The sequence below is a fragment of the Halomonas sp. H5 genome (assembly GCF_050613175.1).
Lineage (GTDB): Bacteria > Pseudomonadota > Gammaproteobacteria > Pseudomonadales > Halomonadaceae > Bisbaumannia > Bisbaumannia salifodinae.
This window is the reverse complement of record NZ_CP192510.1, coordinates 1,190,889-1,207,049: the sequence shown is the minus strand read 5'-3', so window position 1 is coordinate 1,207,049 and position 16,161 is coordinate 1,190,889. Positions and strand designations below refer to the sequence as shown.

At 67.9% G+C, this 16,161-nt stretch carries 13 protein-coding genes; 1 reads left to right on the top strand and 12 read right to left on the bottom strand.

The features are described 5' to 3' along the window. Positions 1-79 precede the first annotated feature (79 nt). From msrB to yrfG, 5 genes are all read right to left on the bottom strand, one after another. Positions 80-586 (bottom strand): peptide-methionine (R)-S-oxide reductase MsrB, encoded by a 507-nt coding sequence (msrB, locus tag ACQ1W9_RS05500; protein WP_431025709.1) that lies wholly within the window; start codon positions 584-586, stop codon positions 80-82. 149 nt (positions 587-735) lie between these two features. Further along, positions 736-2,313: a phosphoenolpyruvate carboxykinase gene (locus tag ACQ1W9_RS05495; protein ID WP_431025708.1), complete on the bottom strand. Its 1,578-nt coding sequence runs from the start codon at positions 2,311-2,313 to the stop codon at positions 736-738. A gap of 275 nt (positions 2,314-2,588) precedes the next feature. Beyond that, positions 2,589-3,464, bottom strand: coding sequence for an Hsp33 family molecular chaperone HslO (gene hslO / locus ACQ1W9_RS05490; protein ID WP_431025707.1), 876 nt, complete (start codon positions 3,462-3,464; stop codon positions 2,589-2,591). A gap of 36 nt (positions 3,465-3,500) precedes the next feature. Continuing rightward, positions 3,501-3,887, bottom strand: coding sequence for a ribosome-associated heat shock protein Hsp15 (gene hslR / locus ACQ1W9_RS05485; protein WP_346061165.1), 387 nt, complete (start codon positions 3,885-3,887; stop codon positions 3,501-3,503). Between the two features lie 10 nt (positions 3,888-3,897). Further along, positions 3,898-4,566 carry a GMP/IMP nucleotidase gene (yrfG, locus tag ACQ1W9_RS05480; RefSeq protein ID WP_431025706.1) on the bottom strand — a complete coding sequence of 223 codons (669 nt, stop codon included), beginning with the start codon at positions 4,564-4,566 and terminating at the stop codon, positions 3,898-3,900. 227 nt (positions 4,567-4,793) lie between these two features. On the opposite strand from yrfG, the gene nudE reads away from it, so the two are divergent. Further along, positions 4,794-5,363 carry an ADP compounds hydrolase NudE gene (nudE, locus tag ACQ1W9_RS05475; RefSeq protein ID WP_431025705.1) on the top strand — a complete coding sequence of 190 codons (570 nt, stop codon included), beginning with the start codon at positions 4,794-4,796 and terminating at the stop codon, positions 5,361-5,363. A 7-nt stretch (positions 5,364-5,370) separates the two neighbouring features. Here the strand turns inward: nudE and ACQ1W9_RS05470 are convergent, their stop codons facing one another. The 7 genes from ACQ1W9_RS05470 to ACQ1W9_RS05440 all read right to left on the bottom strand — a co-directional run bounded on the left by ACQ1W9_RS05470 (position 5,371) and on the right by ACQ1W9_RS05440 (position 16,138). Further along, positions 5,371-6,405 carry an oxidoreductase gene (locus ACQ1W9_RS05470; protein ID WP_431025704.1) on the bottom strand — a complete coding sequence of 345 codons (1,035 nt, stop codon included), beginning with the start codon at positions 6,403-6,405 and terminating at the stop codon, positions 5,371-5,373. A gap of 328 nt (positions 6,406-6,733) precedes the next feature. Continuing rightward, complete coding sequence (gene ilvD / locus ACQ1W9_RS05465; protein WP_431025703.1) at positions 6,734-8,578, bottom strand: dihydroxy-acid dehydratase; 1,845 nt, start codon at positions 8,576-8,578, stop codon at positions 6,734-6,736. Between the two features lie 99 nt (positions 8,579-8,677). Then, positions 8,678-9,328 carry an ATP-binding cassette domain-containing protein gene (locus ACQ1W9_RS05460; RefSeq protein WP_431025702.1) on the bottom strand — a complete coding sequence of 217 codons (651 nt, stop codon included), beginning with the start codon at positions 9,326-9,328 and terminating at the stop codon, positions 8,678-8,680. A gap of 239 nt (positions 9,329-9,567) precedes the next feature. Further along, positions 9,568-11,214: a thiamine/thiamine pyrophosphate ABC transporter permease gene (gene thiP / locus ACQ1W9_RS05455; RefSeq protein WP_431025701.1), complete on the bottom strand. Its 1,647-nt coding sequence runs from the start codon at positions 11,212-11,214 to the stop codon at positions 9,568-9,570. Further along, positions 11,198-12,202 carry a thiamine ABC transporter substrate binding subunit gene (gene thiB / locus ACQ1W9_RS05450; RefSeq protein WP_431025700.1) on the bottom strand — a complete coding sequence of 335 codons (1,005 nt, stop codon included), beginning with the start codon at positions 12,200-12,202 and terminating at the stop codon, positions 11,198-11,200. The genes thiP and thiB overlap by 17 nt, the downstream gene beginning before the upstream one ends. A gap of 97 nt (positions 12,203-12,299) precedes the next feature. After that, complete coding sequence (gene lon, locus ACQ1W9_RS05445) at positions 12,300-14,738, bottom strand: endopeptidase La (protein ID WP_431025699.1); 2,439 nt, start codon at positions 14,736-14,738, stop codon at positions 12,300-12,302. Between the two features lie 128 nt (positions 14,739-14,866). Then, positions 14,867-16,138: a DUF945 family protein gene (locus tag ACQ1W9_RS05440; protein WP_431025698.1), complete on the bottom strand. Its 1,272-nt coding sequence runs from the start codon at positions 16,136-16,138 to the stop codon at positions 14,867-14,869. Between the last annotated feature and the right edge of the window lie 23 nt (positions 16,139-16,161).

Below are 16,161 nucleotides of genomic sequence, written 5' to 3'. Positions count from 1 at the left end.
CAGCGCCCCTCAGCGATTCTCACTGCGACAATCTCACTGAGCCTCACCTACCCCTGGCTTCAGCCGATGGCCGCCTTCCTCAAGAGGCCGCGGCGGGAACGAAATGCAGGGCCAGGCCGTTATTGCACCAGCGCAGGCCCGTAGGCTCGGGGCCGTCCTCGAAGACATGCCCCTGGTGACCGCCGCAGCGGGCGCAGTGGTACTCGGTGCGCGGCCAGATCAGCTTGTAGTCCACCTGGGTCAGCAGGTGCCCCTCCACATGCTCGAAGAAGCTCGGCCAGCCGGTGCCCGAGTCGTACTTCATGGCACTGGTAAAGAGCAGCAGGTCGCAGCCGGCGCAGCGATACTCGCCGTCGCGCCACTCGCCGTCCAGGGGGCTGGAGTAAGCCGGCTCGGTGCCGTGATCGCGGAGGATCTCGAACTGCTCCGGGGTCAGCCGCTCCCGCCACTCGGCCTCGCCGAGCTCCAGGGGCTCGAGGCTCGGCGAGGCCGAGAGATCGAGGCGTGGCCGGGCATTGGCCAGGACGGGAAGGAGCCCCACCAGGCCACCGGCGCCCAGGAAGCCCAGAAAATGACGTCGCTTCATCGTGCCTCTCCTTCGACAGGGGGTAACGAAGGTACGCGTGACACCCCGACACGGATGCATCGCAAAACGGGGAAGGCTTGCGCCCTCCCCGTTTCAGACCCCGGCGCCGGGCCGGGGTTCGTCACTGCGACGCTGGGTCGCGTGCCGGCTTAGCCGCGCTGCGGACCGGCGGCGATAATCGCCGGATCGACGCCGGCGAACTTCTCGAAGTTGGCCACGAACTTGGCCACCAGCGCCTGCATCTGTTGCTGGTAAGCGGCCGAGTCTGCCCAGGTCTGGCGCGGGTCGAGCAGTTGGGTGTCGACACCGGGTACCGCCACCGGCACCTCCAGGTTGAGCCCCTCGATGCGCCGGGTCTCCACGTCGCGCAGGGCGCCGGACTGGATGGCGCTGATGATGGCGCGGGTGGTGGGAATGCTGAAGCGCGAGCCGCCCTGACCATAGGCGCCGCCGGTCCAGCCGGTGTTGACCAAGTAGACGCGGGCATCGTTGGCCTTGACCCGCTTGATCAGCAGGTCGGCGTACTCGCGGGCCGGGCGCGGGAAGAAGGGCGCGCCGAAGCAGGTGGAGAAGGTCGCCTCGAGACCGGCGGAGGAGCCCATCTCGGTGGAACCCACCTTGGCGGTATAGCCGGACAGGAAGTGGTAGGCGGCGGCTTCCTCGGAGAGCAGCGACACCGGCGGCAGCACACCGCTCATGTCGCAGGTCAGGAAGATGATGGCGTTGGGCTCGCCGGCGCGATTCTCGGGCACCCGCTTGTCGATATGCTCCAGCGGATAGGCGGCCCGGGAGTTCTGGGTCAGGCTGTCGTCGGCGTAATCGGGCGCGCGACGGTCGTCCAGCACCACGTTCTCCAGCACGGCGCCGAACTTGATGGCGCGCCAGATCACCGGCTCGTTCTTCTCGGAGAGGTCGATGCACTTGGCGTAGCAGCCGCCCTCGATATTGAACACCGTGCCCTCGCCCCAGCCATGCTCGTCATCGCCGATCAGGTAGCGGGCCGGATCGGCGGAGAGGGTGGTCTTGCCGGTGCCGGAGAGGCCGAAGAACAGGCAGGTCTGGCCATCTTCGCCGACATTGGCGGAGCAGTGCATGGGCAGCACGTCGGAGGCCGGCAGCAGGAAGTTCTGCACGCTGAACATGGCCTTCTTCATCTCGCCGGCGTAGCGCATGCCGGCGATCAGCACGCGACGCCCGGCGAAGTCGAGGATCACGCAGGCCTCGGTGCCGGTGCCGTCGCGCTGCGGCTCGCAGACGAAGTTGGCGGCATTGAGGATGGTCCACTCGTCGCGCCGCGCCGGGTTATAGGCTTCGGGGCGCACGAACATGGTGCGGCCGAAGAGGTTCTGCCAGGCGGTCTCGGTGTGCATGCGCACCGGCAGGTAGTGCTGGGGGTCGGCGCCCACATGCACCTCGGAGAGATAGTGATCACGCTCGCCCAGGTAGGCCTCGACGCGGGTCCACAGCGCCTCGAACTTGGCGGCGTCGAAGGGACGATTGACGCTGCCCCAGTCGATCTGGTCGCGGGTGGACGCTTCCTCGACGATAAAGCGATCCGCCGGTGAACGCCCGGTCCGCTCCCCCGTCTTGACGACCAGCGCGCCATTGTCGGCCAACTGTCCCTCGCCTCGCAGCAAGGCCTGCTCGATCAACTCGGCACGGCTCAGGTTGGTGAAGACGCGGGGGGTGGCTGACGATACGGCGCTTGCGGCTTGGGTGGTGGTCATGTCGGTGTCCTGGGCCATGCGGCCTATTCTCTCTCGTGGGTCGTAGCAACGACAGGTGGGCTGCCTGCCCGATGCCCCGGACGGTGTACCGCCTCTTATGACATCGGGCCGCCAAATTAAGGGGGGCCATTATGACAAAAACCCGGGCGCTTACCAAAGCTCTCATTCGCCGAATTTCATGTAGTTTTACTACTACATAACGACCATTGTTAGCATATGAAAACCCCGGCGCAGGGCCGGGGCATCGGGTATCGATCGAGTGAGCGCTTAGCCCCTTAATGAAGGGTGGGCGGCGGCGCATCGGGCGCCTCGATCAACCCCTCCACCTCGGCGGCACCGAAGCGGTAGCGGGTATGACAGAAGTGACACTCGGTCTCGATGCCCTGCTGCTCGGCGACGATCTCGCGCAGTTCCCCGGCGCCCAGGGAGAGCAGCGACTGGGCGATCCGCTCCCGGGAGCAGGTGCAGCCGAAGCGCAGCGCCTTGGGCTCGAAGACCCGCACCGTCTCCTCGTGATAGAGGCGATGCAGCAGCTCGTGCTGCGCGAGCCCGAGCAACTCCTCGTCGCGCACGGTATCGGCCAGGTGCACGGTGCGCTCCCAGGCGTCCGGATCATGGGGACGGCCGTCGTCGGGCAGCTGCTGCAGCAGCAGGCCGGCGGCGCGCTGGCCATCGGCGGCCAGCCACAGCCGGGTGGGCAGCTGTTCGGACTGGGCGAAGTAGGCCTCCAGGCAGGCCGCCAGGCTGGCCTCCTTGAGCTCGACGATGCCCTGATAGCGGCGCCCCTCCCGGGGATCCAGGGTGATGACGATATGTCCCTCGCCCAGCAGCTCGCGGAAGCCGGCGGCCGCATCGGGCAGGTCGGCCCCCTCGGCCAGGCGGGCGATGGCGCGCAGCTCGCCGCCGGGGTTGGACTCCGCCATCAGCAGGGCCAGGGCCCCCTCGCCGCGCACCTCCAGGCTCAGGGTGCCATCGAGCTTGACGGTATCGGTGAGCAGGGCCACCGCCGCCAGCATCTCGCCCAGCAGGCGACGCACCGGCGCCGGGTAGGCCTGCTTGTCGAGCACCTCGGCATAGGCCGCCTCCAGGGAGACGATCTCGCCGCGCACCTGGGTATCGTCGAAGAGAAAACGCTGAATCTGATCGGTCATGAAAAAAGCCTGAGAATAAACATCGGTGGGGGAGCGTCAATCGCCCTGGCGGCGCTGAAAGCGCTGGATATCCCGGCGCTGTTTCTTGTCGGGGCGTTTCAGGGGGTGCTGCATGGCCTGGTTGGTCAGGCGCCGGGCCTCGGTTTCACGCTCACGACGCGCCTCGCTCTCGGCGGTCTCGCGGTAGAGGGCGCGGGCCTCGGGGGCGCCGCGGCGCTGATCGGAGAGCGCCAGCACCTCCACCTCCCAGACGTCCCAGCCCTGGGGCACGCGAATCAGGGCACCGACTTCCACGCTCTTGCTGGTCTTGGCCCGGTCGCCATTGTAGTGCACCTTGCCCCCCTCGATGGCCTTCTTGGCCAGGGCGCGGGTCTTGAAGAAACGCGCCGCCCAGAGCCACTTGTCGAGTCTTACGCTATCCATGGGGCCTCCTTCACGCCAGCGGCGGACGCTCGCCAGGCAGGATGCTGGCGAAACGATCCAGGGCGATAAACTCCTCCAGCTCGCGTTCCGGCTGGGTGCTGTCGGGCTGCTTGATGCCCAGCAGGTGGCGGATGCCGAACTCCCGGGCGCTCTCCAGCACCGAGGGGTTATCGTCGATAAAGAGGGTGCGGGCCGGGTCGAAGGGCTCGACCTCCTGGAGCTCGAACCAGAATTCCTGGGCCTCCTTGGGCACGCCCAGGTCCGCCGAGGAGACGATGGCATCCAGGTACTCCTCCAGGCCGGTCAGCGGCAGCTTGAGCTCGAGGCTGGCGCGGTCGGCGTTGGTGGCCAGCACCACCCGGGGGTGGGCCCGCTTGAGCCACTTGAGGAAATCCAGGGCATCGCCGCGCAGGCCGATCAGGTGCTGCACCTCACGCTTGAGGGCGACGATATCGACTCCCAGCTCGCGGCTCCAGTAGGCCAGGCTGTACCAGTTGAGGGTGCCCTGCTCGCCGATGATCCGCTCGCGCAGCTGGTGCTGGCTGGCCTCATCCAGGCGATGCAGCTCCCCATAGCGACGCGGCAGGTGCTCCAGCCAGAAGTGGCTGTCGAAATGCAGATCCAGCAGGGTGCCGTCCATGTCCAGCAGGACGGTGTCGATGGCTTGCCAATCGATCATTGGCCTTGGGCTCCACGTTCGGGTATTGGGAAACGCTGAATAAATCGGCGAGCGGGATGAAGCACAAGGCGCCCGCAGCGCAGAAACCGGAGCCTAGGCGGTACTAGGTGAGGATTTCGAGCAGCGCGCAACGCAGTGATTCGCCCGCGCAGGCATTTATGCAGTGTTTCCATAGGATGCTATTGTACAAAATCCCCCAGCCCCACGCATCGCCCCACGGAGTCTCCATGTATCCCAGCAAGCCCCGCATCCTCTCCCAGCGCGAAGTGACTCGAAGCCGGCTGTTCCGGGTCGAGGAGCTGGAACTGCGCTTCAGCAACGGCGAGGAGCGCCACTTCGAGCGCCTGATGGGCAGCGACCAGGGGGCGGTGATGATCGTGGCCATGCCCGACCCGGAGCATGTGCTGCTGATCCGCGAATACGCCGCCGGCTTCGAGGACTATGTGCTGACCCTGCCCAAGGGGCTGGTGGACCCCGGCGAGGATATCGTCACCGCCGCCAATCGCGAGTTGATGGAAGAGTGCGGCTTCGGCGCCAACAATATCGAGCCCCTGGTGGAGCTCTCCCTGGCCCCCAATTATATGTGCCACCGCATGCAGGTGATGCTGGCCAGCGACCTCTACCCGAAGCGCCTGCCCGGCGACGAGCCGGAGCCGCTGATCGTCGAGACCCATGCCATCGACGAGCTGCCGGCGCTGCTGGCCCGGGAGGACTTCCACGAGGCCCGCGCCATCGCCGCCCTCTATATCGCCCGGGACCGGCTGCGCGCCGAGCGGCCCCATCCCCTCACCTGGTAGCCCCCCGTTACAGGCTGATCCAGCGCCGCTGACGATGGCTGGTCAGCCCCGCCTCCAGCAGCGCCATCACCGCGATGGCTTCCTCCACGCTCACCGGCATGGGGCCCTCGCCACGTAGCGCCGCGACCACCCCCTGATAGTAGGCGAGATAATCCCCCGGCAGGCTGGGGTGCTCCCGGGACACCAGCTCGCCCGCCTCCGCCGCCAGGCAGAGGCGCCCCGGCGCATCCTGGCCCCAGTCGGGGCTCGGCGAGTCGCCGGCCTTGAGGCGCTCCTCCTGGGGGTCGAGGCCAAATTTCACATAGCTGCCCCGGGTGCCATGCACCCGCCAGCGCGGCGTCTCCTCCGCCACCAGAGTGCCCGCCTTGAGCTCCACGCTGAGCCCCTCATAGTCGAGCAGGGCGGTAAACTCGTCGTCGACCCGGGCGCCGTCACGGCGTAACGCCAGGTCGAGGAAGATCGCCCTAGGCTTGCCGAAGAGCATCAGGGCCTGATCCAGCAGATGCGGTCCCAGGTCGTACCAGATGCCGCCGCCGGGGCGCGGCGACTCCCGCCAGCGGTCGCGGACCTCGGGGCGGAAGCGGTCGAAACGCGACTCCACCCGGGTGACTCGCCCCAGGCTCCCCTCGGCCAGCAGCGCCTCGAGGGTCAGGAAATCGCTGTCCCAGCGGCGGTTATGGAACACCGATAAGCACTTGCCCTGCGCCTCCGCCAGCGCCTTGAGCGCCCGGGCCTCGGCCAGGTCCAGGGTAAAGGGCTTGTCCACCACCACGTGCTTGCCCGCCTCCAGGGCCGCACGCGCCAGGGGATAGTGGGTCTCGTTGGGGGTGGGAATCACCACCAGGTCGATCTCCTTGCGCGCGAACAGCGCCTCGGGGTCGGCCTCCACCGCCACCGAGGGAAGGGCCTCGGTCACCTTGGCGGCATCGCTCGAGGCCACCGCGGCGAGCGTCAGGCCCGGCGTGGCCTGGATCAGCGGCGCATGGAAGACCTGGCTGGCGAAGCCATAACCCACCAGGCCAACCTGAATCGTTTCAGTCATAAGCGCTCCTCCTGTCGGCGACTTATCGCCGGTTGCGTGATCGATATCATAAAAGGATCAAAGAATGGTCATCCACCCCGCCCGGGAGTCACCCATACTGAATGGCGCTGGGCCATTCATCCAAGACCCACTCATCCGAGGCAAGGAGGATAACGATGTGCTGTGAACTGGAAAGCCTGGAAGCGATGGAGTTCTGGTATCCCATCGAGTGCGAACTGCAGGCCGAGGACCAGGCCCCCGAGGCGCCCCTGGACCGCGCTGCTTGATTCCGAGCAAGTCCCGAATCGCAAGACCCGCGCCGAGGCGCGGGTCTTTTTGCTGAGGCGGATCAATCCAGCTTGGAGAGGTCGCGCACCGCGCCCTTGTCCGCGGAAGTCGCCAGCAGCGCATAGGCCTTGAGGGCCGCGGAGACCTGGCGGTCACGCTGGATGCTCGGCTTCCAGGCGTCACTGCCCTTGGCCTCCATGGCCGCGCGGCGCGATGCCAGTTCCTCATCGGAGAGCTTGACATCGATGGTGCGGTTCGGGATGTCGATACGAATGAGATCGCCCGGCTCCACCAGGCCGATGGCGCCCCCCGCCGCCGCCTCCGGCGAGACATGGCCGATGGAGAGCCCGGAAGTGCCGCCGGAGAAGCGCCCGTCGGTCAACAGGGCGCAGGCCTTGCCCAGCCCCTTGGACTTCAGATAGGAGGTCGGGTAGAGCATCTCCTGCATGCCCGGGCCGCCCTTGGGCCCCTCGTAGCGGATGACGACGACATCGCCCTCCTTCACCTTGCCCTCGAGGATATGCGCCACCGCCTGGTCCTGGGACTCCACCACATGGGCCGGGCCCTCGAAGACCAGGATGGAGTCGTCGACGCCGGCGGTCTTCACCACGCAGCCGTCCACGGCGATATTGCCGTGGAGCACCGCCAGGCCGCCCTCCCGGGAGAAGGCGTGGTCCAGATCACGAATGCAGCCGGTGGCGCGGTCGCCGTCGAGGCTCGGCCAGCGGGCACTCTGGGAGAAGGCCACCTGGGTGGGCACCCCGCCGGGGCCGGCCCGATAGAACTCCACCACCTCGGGACTGGGGTTACGCATGATATCCCACTCGTCCAGGGCCTCCTTGAGGGAGTCGCCGTAGACGGTGGGCACCCGGGTATCGAGCACGCCGGCGCGGTCCAGCTCGCCGAGGATGGCCATGATGCCGCCGGCGCGGTGCACGTCTTCGATATGGTACTTCTGGGTGTTGGGGGCGACCTTGCAGAGCTGGGGCACCTCCCGCGACAGGCGGTCGATGGCGGCCATGTCGAAATCGACCCCGGCCTCCTGGGCGGCGGCCAGCAGGTGCAGGATGGTATTGGTGGAGCCGCCCATGGCGATATCCAGGGTCATGGCGTTCTTGAACGCCGCCTTGGCGCCGATGGCCCGGGGCAGCAGGTGCGCCTCGTCACCCTCGTAGTAGCGCTTGGCCAGCTCGACGATGCGGTGACCGGCGGTCTCGAAGAGCCGACGACGGTCGGCATGGGTGGCCACCACGGTGCCATTGCCCGGCAGCGCCAGGCCCAGCGCCTCCATCAGGCAGTTCATGGAGTTAGCGGTGAACATCCCGGAGCAGCTGCCGCAGGTGGGGCAGGCGCTGCGCTCGACTTCGGCCAGGGTCTCGTCGTCGACGCTGTCGTCGGCGGCCATCACCATGGCGTCCACCAGGTCGAGGCCGTGGTCGAGGAGCTTGGTCTTGCCGGCCTCCATGGGACCACCGGAGACGAAGATCACCGGGATATTGAGGCGCATGGCGGCCATCAGCATTCCGGGGGTGATCTTGTCGCAGTTGGAGATGCACACCAGGGCGTCGGCGCAGTGGGCATTGACCATGTACTCGACGCTGTCGGCGATCAGGTCGCGACTCGGCAGCGAATAGAGCATGCCGTCGTGGCCCATGGCGATGCCGTCGTCCACGGCGATGGTGTTGAACTCCTTGGCCACCCCGCCGGCCTTCTCGATCTCGCGGGCCACCAGCTGGCCCATGTCCTTGAGGTGCACATGGCCCGGCACGAACTGGGTAAAGGAGTTGGCTACGGCGATGATCGGCTTGTGGAAGTCGTCATCCTTCATGCCGGTGGCACGCCACAGGGCGCGGGCGCCGGCCATATTGCGACCGGCGGTGGTGGTGCGGGAACGATACTCGGGCATGGTGTCCTCTAGATAGTGCTGCCGGCCGTACCGGGAGGTGGTCGGCCGGTCGAATCGGTGTCCAGTCCTGCCGATTTTGTCATGCGGCCGGGCGAATGCCTAGAGAGGCGTCAGGCGACCCTCCACCAAGGCCAGGCGGCGCTGGGCCAGGGCCTCGATATCCTCCCGGTCGTGGCTGACCAGCAGCACCGCCACTCCCGCCTGCTGCTGGCGTTTGACCAGGGTCCAGAGGCCCTGGCGGTTAGCGTGATCCAGGCCGGTGAAAGGCTCGTCCAGCAGCAGGATCGGCGCCTGGCGCAGCAGCGCCCGGGTCAGGGCCACCCGCTGGCGCTGGCCGCCGGAGAGCTCGCCGGGCAGGCGCGCCTCGAGGCCCGCCAACCCCACTTCGGCCAGGCCGTCGCGGATGCGCCGGCGCTGGGCGGCGTCGAGTTTGAGGTTGGCCGCCAGCCCCAGGCCGATATTGGCCCACACCGGCAGGTGATCGAAGAGGTTGTGCTCCTGGAACACCGTGGTGATGCCCCGCTCCCAGGGCGGCAGCCCCAGCAGCTCCCGCTCGCCCCAGCGCAGGCCGCCGGCGGCGGGCTCCAGGAAGCCCGCCAGCAGGTTGAGCAGGGTGCTCTTGCCGGCCCCCGAGGGGCCCTCCAGGGCCAGGCACTCGCCGGGGGCCAGGTCGAAGCGGAAGCAGAAGTCCGGCGTCTCCCCGGGTTCAAAGCGGTCGTAGTGAAAGATCAGATCATCGCAGTGGAGCATGGGCGCCCATGTTATCGCTCGTGGTGTGAAGCTTATCGATCAAGCAGCCTTCACCGTAGGGTTGCAGTTAGCCCGGAGGCACGGGGCTACTCTGGGGACAGGCCTTCGCGGGGCGCTGTAAACCCATCCCTGGGAGCTACTTTTGCCATCCCTGGCAAAAAACCCCCGCTCCGCCCTGCCCCCAGCGCCCCTCAGCCATTCCCACAACGATAGCCCCGCCCTTCGTCTAAGCATTGAATTCAGGGTCGAAAGGGGTAGCGCGGTCGGCGCCGGCTCAGGGCGTCGAGCAGGGTAAACACCAGCACCACCGCCAGCAGCAGCACCAAGGCGGTGGCCGCGGCGCCCTGCCAGCGGTAGCCGCCCAGTTGCTGGAAGAGCAGCATCGGCAGGGTCGGCGCCGCCGGGCTGCCAAACAGGGCGATCACGCTGAAGTCGCCCAGCGAGAGGGTCATGGCGTAGGCCAGGGCCAGGGCCGCGGGACGCCGCAGCCGCGGCCAGACCAGCCAGCGCAGCCGCGCCCGGCCGTGGATGCCGAACTGTTCCGCCAGGCGCTCCTCCGGGGCCGAGAGGCCGGGAATGGCGCCGCGCAGCACCTGCATGGCGAAGGGCAGCGCCATAAAGCCATTGACCAGCACCACCAGCGCATAGCCGTGCCAGCCGGCGCCGAGGGAGGGGCGCAGCAGCAGGAAGAGGCCGGTGCCCAGCACCAGGGCCGGGATCACCAGGATCAGCTGGCCGCTGCCCTCCATCACCAGGGCGGCGAGGCGCGAGCCGCGCCGCCGGAGCGCCTCGGCCCCGGCCAGCAGCGCCAGGGCCAGCAGCAGGGAGAGGCCCCCCGCGCCCAGCGCCATGGCCAGGCTGCGCAGCGCCGCGGGCCACAGGCTGCCGCGTCCCGGCAGTTCGGGCAGGCCGTAGAGGCCGGCCAGGGTCACCGCCGCGAGCGGCGGCACCAGCAGCAGGGTCAGCCCCAGCAACCAGAGCGCATCATGCAGACGCGACAGCCCCAGGGCATCGCGGCGCCACCAGCGCCCGCCGGGCAGGCCGCTGCCGGCGTCGGGCACCAGCCGCGGCGTGCCGCCCCGGGTCAGCGCCACCAACCAAAGGCTGAGACAGAGCACCAGTTGAGTCAGCGCCAGCAGCGCCGCCAGGGCCAGGTCGTGGTCGAACTTCAGCGCCTGGTAGAGGGCCACCTCCAGGGTCGTGGAACGCGGTCCGCCGCCCAGGGTCATGACGATGGCGAAGCTGGTGAAACAGAGGGTGAAGACCAGGGCGCCCAGGCGTGGCAGCAGGGCACGCAGCCGCGGCCACTCCAGCGTGCGCCAGATGGCACCCCGGGAGAGGCCCAACTGGGCGGTGAGCCGCCAGTGGGCCGCCGGCGCCGTCTCCAGGGCCTGCAGCATCAGCCGCGCCGAGAGCGGCAGGTTGTAGAAGACATGGGCCAGCACGATCCCCGAAAGACCATAGAGGTAGCCCGCCGGGGTCCCGGTCAGCCCCTCCCAGAGCGGCGCCGCCCAGCCCTGGCGGCCATGCACCGCCACCAGGCCGAACAGGGCGATCAGGGTGGGAATCACCAGCGACAGCTCCATGGCCCGCAGCAGCAGGCGCCGCCCGGGGAAGCGCGGCCGCCGGGCCAGGGCCAGGGCCACCGGCACGGCCAGCCCCACGGAAAGCCCGGTGGAGAGGGTCGCCTGCCAGAGGGTGAAACGCAGGATGCCGGCCAGCCAGGGTTCCCGCCACAGGTCGCCGACCGACAGCGCCGGCGCCTGCCAGAGCAGCGCCGCCAGGCTGGCCAGCCCCAGCCCCGCCACCGCGGCCAGGGCCAGCAAGCCGCCAGCCAGGACTAGAGGCGAGGCCCGCCAGGTGGGCGGCCTAGCGGCTGCTGGCATTAAGCCATTCGCGAATCCAGGCGCGGCGGTTGTCGCGCACCTCCTCCGGGGTGAAGGTGAGGCTCGCCGGCTCGATCAACCGCTCGAAGACCTCGGGGAGCTCGTCGCCCAGGTCGATGGCCGGATTCATCACGTTGCCGAGGGGGATATGGCGCTGGAAATCCGGCGTCAGCATAAAGCGCAGGAAGTCCCGGGCCAGCTCGGATTCGTCGCTGCTCTTCAGCATGGCGGCGGTCTCCACCTGCAGGTAGTGCCCCTCGGCGAACTCGGCGGCCTGGTAGCGGTCGCTCTCCTCCACCGCCATATGGTAGGCGGGCGAAGTGGAATAGGAGAGCACCAGGGGCGCCTCGCCGTTCATGAATAATGAGAAGTAGGCCTGGCTCCAACCCGGGGTGACGGTCAATACCCGCTCGTTGAGGCGTTCCCAGGCCTCGGGGGCCGCGTCGCCATAGACCTGCTTGATCCACAGCAGCAGGCCCTGGCCGGTGGTGCTGGTGCGGGGATCCTGGATGATCACCCGGACGTCGTCCGGGGCCTCCAGCAGCTCGGCGAAGCTGGCCGGCGGAGTCGCCAGCTGCTCGGTGTCGTAGACGAAGGCGAAATGGCCCCAGTCGAAGGGCAGGAAGGTGTCGTCCTGCCAGTCGATGGGTAGCCGCAACGGCGCGGTGTCGACGCCATGGGGCGCCAGCACGCCCAGCTCGCGAGCCTCGGCCATCAGGTTCATGTCGAGGCCCAGCACCAGGTCGGCGGCACTGCCCTCGCCTTCCAGGCGCAGGCGCTGGAGGATATCCACCCCACCGTCGAGGGCGACGAACTCGAGGTCACAGTCGCCGCAGCGGGCCTCGAAGGCCGCCTCGATGCCCGGCCCCGGGCCCCACTCGGAAACGAAGGAGCCGTAGGTATAAACGGTCAGGGTACGCTCCTGGGCGGCGACCGTCCCCGACGTCAGGCTTAGCGCCAGGGCGCCCAGGGTGATGATAGGTTTCATTGGCAACCTTGTTGAGTCATGTCTGCGCCGCTGCGCGGCGAATCGCTCGGCACAGCCGAGCTCCCACGGGGCAGCGGCGAGATCCGCCGACGCCGGGTCAGCCGAAGACCACCTTGGCCACGTCCCGATAGCGCTGGGCGAAATGCACCCTCATCCCCGCCTTGAGGTAATCGGGCAGCTCGTCATAGTCGCGACGGTTGGGCTCCGGCAGGATCACCTCATGGATCTCGCTGCGCCGGGCGGCGATGATCTTCTCGCGGATCCCCCCCACCGGCAACACCTGGCCGGTCAGGGTCAGCTCCCCGGTCATCGCCAGGGGCCGGTCGATGGCCTGATGACGGGCCAGCGACAGCAGCGCCGTGGTCATGGTGACCCCCGCCGAGGGGCCATCCTTGGGGGTCGCCCCCTCCGGCACGTGCAGGTGCACGAAGGCATCGTTGAAGAAGTCCGGGTCGGCACCATACTCCCCCAGGTGCCCCTGCACATAGCTATAGGCGATATTCGCCGATTCCTGCATCACCTCGCCGAGCTTGCCGGTGAGCTTGAAGCCGCGGGCCAGGGCATGCACCTTGCCCGCCTCGATGGGCAGGGTGGCGCCGCCCATGGCGGTCCAGGCGAGCCCAGTGACCACCCCCTCCCCCTTGAGCACCTTCTCGCGACGGAAGATGGGCGCACCGAGGAACTCCTCCAGGTTGTTCACCGAGACCTTGACGCTCTGCTGGCCGTTCTCCAGCAGCTTGACCGCCGCCTTGCGCACGATGCGGTGCAGCTGCTTCTCCAGTTGGCGCACCCCGGCCTCCCGGGCATAGCCCTCGATCACCTGCTTGAGGGCCGCATCCGTCAAGTTGATGCGCTTCCTGGGGATCTTGTCGCGCTTGAGCAGCTTGGGCCAGAGGTGGTGCTTGGCGATGGCCAGCTTCTCCTCGGCGATATAACCGGCGAGGCGAATCTGCTCCATGCGATCGAGCAGCGCCGGGGGAATCGAGTCCAGGGTGTTGGCGGTGCATACGAAGAGCACCTTGGAGAGGTCCAGGCGCACGTCCAGGTAGTGGTCGAGGAAGTCGACGTTCTGCTCCGGGTCGAGCACCTCGAGCAAGGCCGAGGCGGGGTCGCCCTGAAAGGACTGGCCCAGCTTGTCGATCTCGTCGAGCATGATCACCGGGTTCTGGACCTCCACCTCCTTGAGGGCCTGCACCAGCTTGCCGGGCATGGCGCCGATATAGGTGCGCCGATGGCCCTTGATCTCCGCCTCGTCGCGCATGCCGCCCACCGAGAAGCGATAGAACTGGCGCCCCAGGGCCTCGGCGATGGAGCGGCCGATGGAGGTCTTGCCGACCCCCGGCGGGCCCACCAGCAGCAGGATGGAGCCGCCCACGTCGCCCTTGAAGGTGCCCTCGGCGAGGAACTCGATGATCCGCTCCTTGACGTCCGCCAGGCCGTCGTGGTCGCGGTCGAGCACGACCCGGGCATGGGCCAGGTCCAGGTTGTCGTCGCTGGTAATGCCCCAGGGCATGCTGGTCAGCCAGTCCAGGTAGTTGCGGGTGGTGCCGTACTCCGGTGAGCCGGTCTCCAGCACCGAGAGCTTGTCGAGCTCCTCCTCGATGCGCGTCAGCACCTTGGGCGGCACCGTCATCTCCTCCAGGCGGTCGCGGAAGGTGTCCACGTCGTTCTCGCGGTCGTCCTTGGAGATGCCCAGCTCGCGCTGGATCACCTTGAGCTGCTCGCGCAGGAAGAATTCCCGCTGACGCTCCTGCATCTTGGCGTTGACCTGCTCGCTGATCTCGCTCTGCAGCTGGGCCACCTCGATCTCCTTGTGCAGCAGCGGCAATACCTTCTGCATGCGCGGCAGCACCGCCAGGGTCTCGAGGATCGCCTGCAGCTCCGGCCCCTTGGCGGAGGTGATGGCGGCGGCGAAGTCGGCCAGAGGGCCCGGCTCGTGGGGACTGAAGCGGTTGAGGTAGTGCTTGAGTTCCTCGCCGTAGAGGGGGTTGATCGGCAGCAGCTCCTTGATGCCGTTGATCACCGCCATGGCGTAGGCGCGGGCCTCGTCGGCCTCGGCGTCCACCGGCTCCTTGGGATAGCTGACCTCCACCAGGTAGGGAGGCTTGCGGGAGAGCCAGCGCTGGATGCGAAAGCGCTTCAGGCCCTGGGCGATAAACTGGATCTGGTTGTCGCCCTGCTCCACCTTGTGCATGCGCACCGTGGTGCCGATCTCCGGGAAGTGCTCGGGGGCCAGGTCCTCGAGCTCGGTCTCGCCGACGAAGGCCAGCCCCACCGCCTGGTGGGGCGTCTTGCCGACTCGCTCGATGGTCTCCTCCCAACGCGGGCGGTGGATCACCAGGGGCTGCACCTGGGCGGGAAAGAAGGGCCGATTATGGATCGGCAGCAGGTAGATGCGCTCCGGCAGGCTATCGCCGCTGGGTACCATGGCGTGGGACGACTCCTCGCCCGACTCGTCGCCCGCCTCGACCTCGATGCCGGCGTCCTCGACGCCATCGACAATCACGTTATGCCGCTCATCATCATGTTCTCTCATGATCCATCCTGTATCCGGGGTCGATGACCAGTATGGCAACAGGAATGCGGGCGGCTAACACAAACTTCAAGCGTGACCAACGACGAGGGGCGCCCGAAGGCGCCCCTGCGACTGGCCGGATGCGGCGCTTACCAGGGGGAGCCCATCAGGGGCTCACCGTTGAGGTAGGGCTCGCCGGCACGCAGCTCGAACTCCATCTCGCGGCTATCCAGGGACAGCCCCAGCATCATGGCCAGGGTCGGCGGCACCGGCGCGGCGCGCAGGTGGCCATCGAGGCGCCGCTGCAGCTCGGCGGCACCACTCGGACTGGCCAGCTCCTCCAGGCTCAGTTCGGTGATCCCCGCCCCATCGAAGGTCAGCTCCCCTTCGCCCTGGGTGGCCAGGCCCAGCATGCGGCTGTTGAGGTCGAGCTCGGAGAGCACCAGGCGCGGCGACTCGGAGAGCAGCGCCAGCAGGTCCGGGAACCAGGACTCGAAGAGTGCCTCCCACTCGGCCGGCGACAGCTGCTCCAGGTCCCCATCCCGCCGCTCCAGTTCGTCGAGCAGGCTCTCGTAGAGACGCCAGGCGGCGTCGGCATCGAGGCGCTCCAGGGACAGCGCCAGGCGACCGGAGGCCACCGGCTGATCCTCCATCCGCGCCTCGTCCAGGGAGAGGCCAAGGGAAAGATCGAGGTGCTCGCGGCCGAGGCGCATATCACTGGTATAGCCCAGCCCCTGCAGGTGCAGGGCCTGACCGTGACCCTCCACGAAGCGCAGGCTCTCGAACTGCATGGCGTCCTGCTGGTGGAAGAGGCGCCCCCCCTCGCTATAGCGATAGTGGCTATCCAGGGTCGTGGTACCGACCGCCAGACGCCCCTCGGTGGCGGTCAGCCACCAGGGGGCGATCTCGGCGTTGAGGATCAGATCCCCCCGCTCGCCGCTCAGGGTGGCCGAGATCCCCTGGAAGTCGAGGCGCCAGTCGTCCTCGTCCCACTGGAAACCGGGGAGTTCCAGGTTCGCCTCGAGGGTCTGACTCAGGGTGTTGAAATCGGCCACCCAACGCGGCGTGGGCAAGGCCGGCAATTCGCCAAACGCTTCCTGGAGCTCCTCGGCGATGGCCTCATTCAGGGCCAGCTCGGCGTCGCCTTCGACCCGGGTAGTGAGAATTCCGTGGTTGGCCCGATAGGGCACCGTCACCCGCCAGTCGTCGCCGATCAGGGGCTGCAGCAGCAGCTCACCGGAGGAATGGAACCAGCCCCGTTCGCTGCCCAGGCGTTCCGCCCGCACATTGCCCTGGCGCTCCAGGTTGTCGAGACTCGTCGCCAGCTCCCGCTCGAAGATGGCGCTGGATACCGCATGGCCGGCGAGATAACCACCGCCGATGATGACCACGGCCCCCAGGGCCAGCACTCCCTTGCGCATAGATCGTTTACTCCTTATGAATT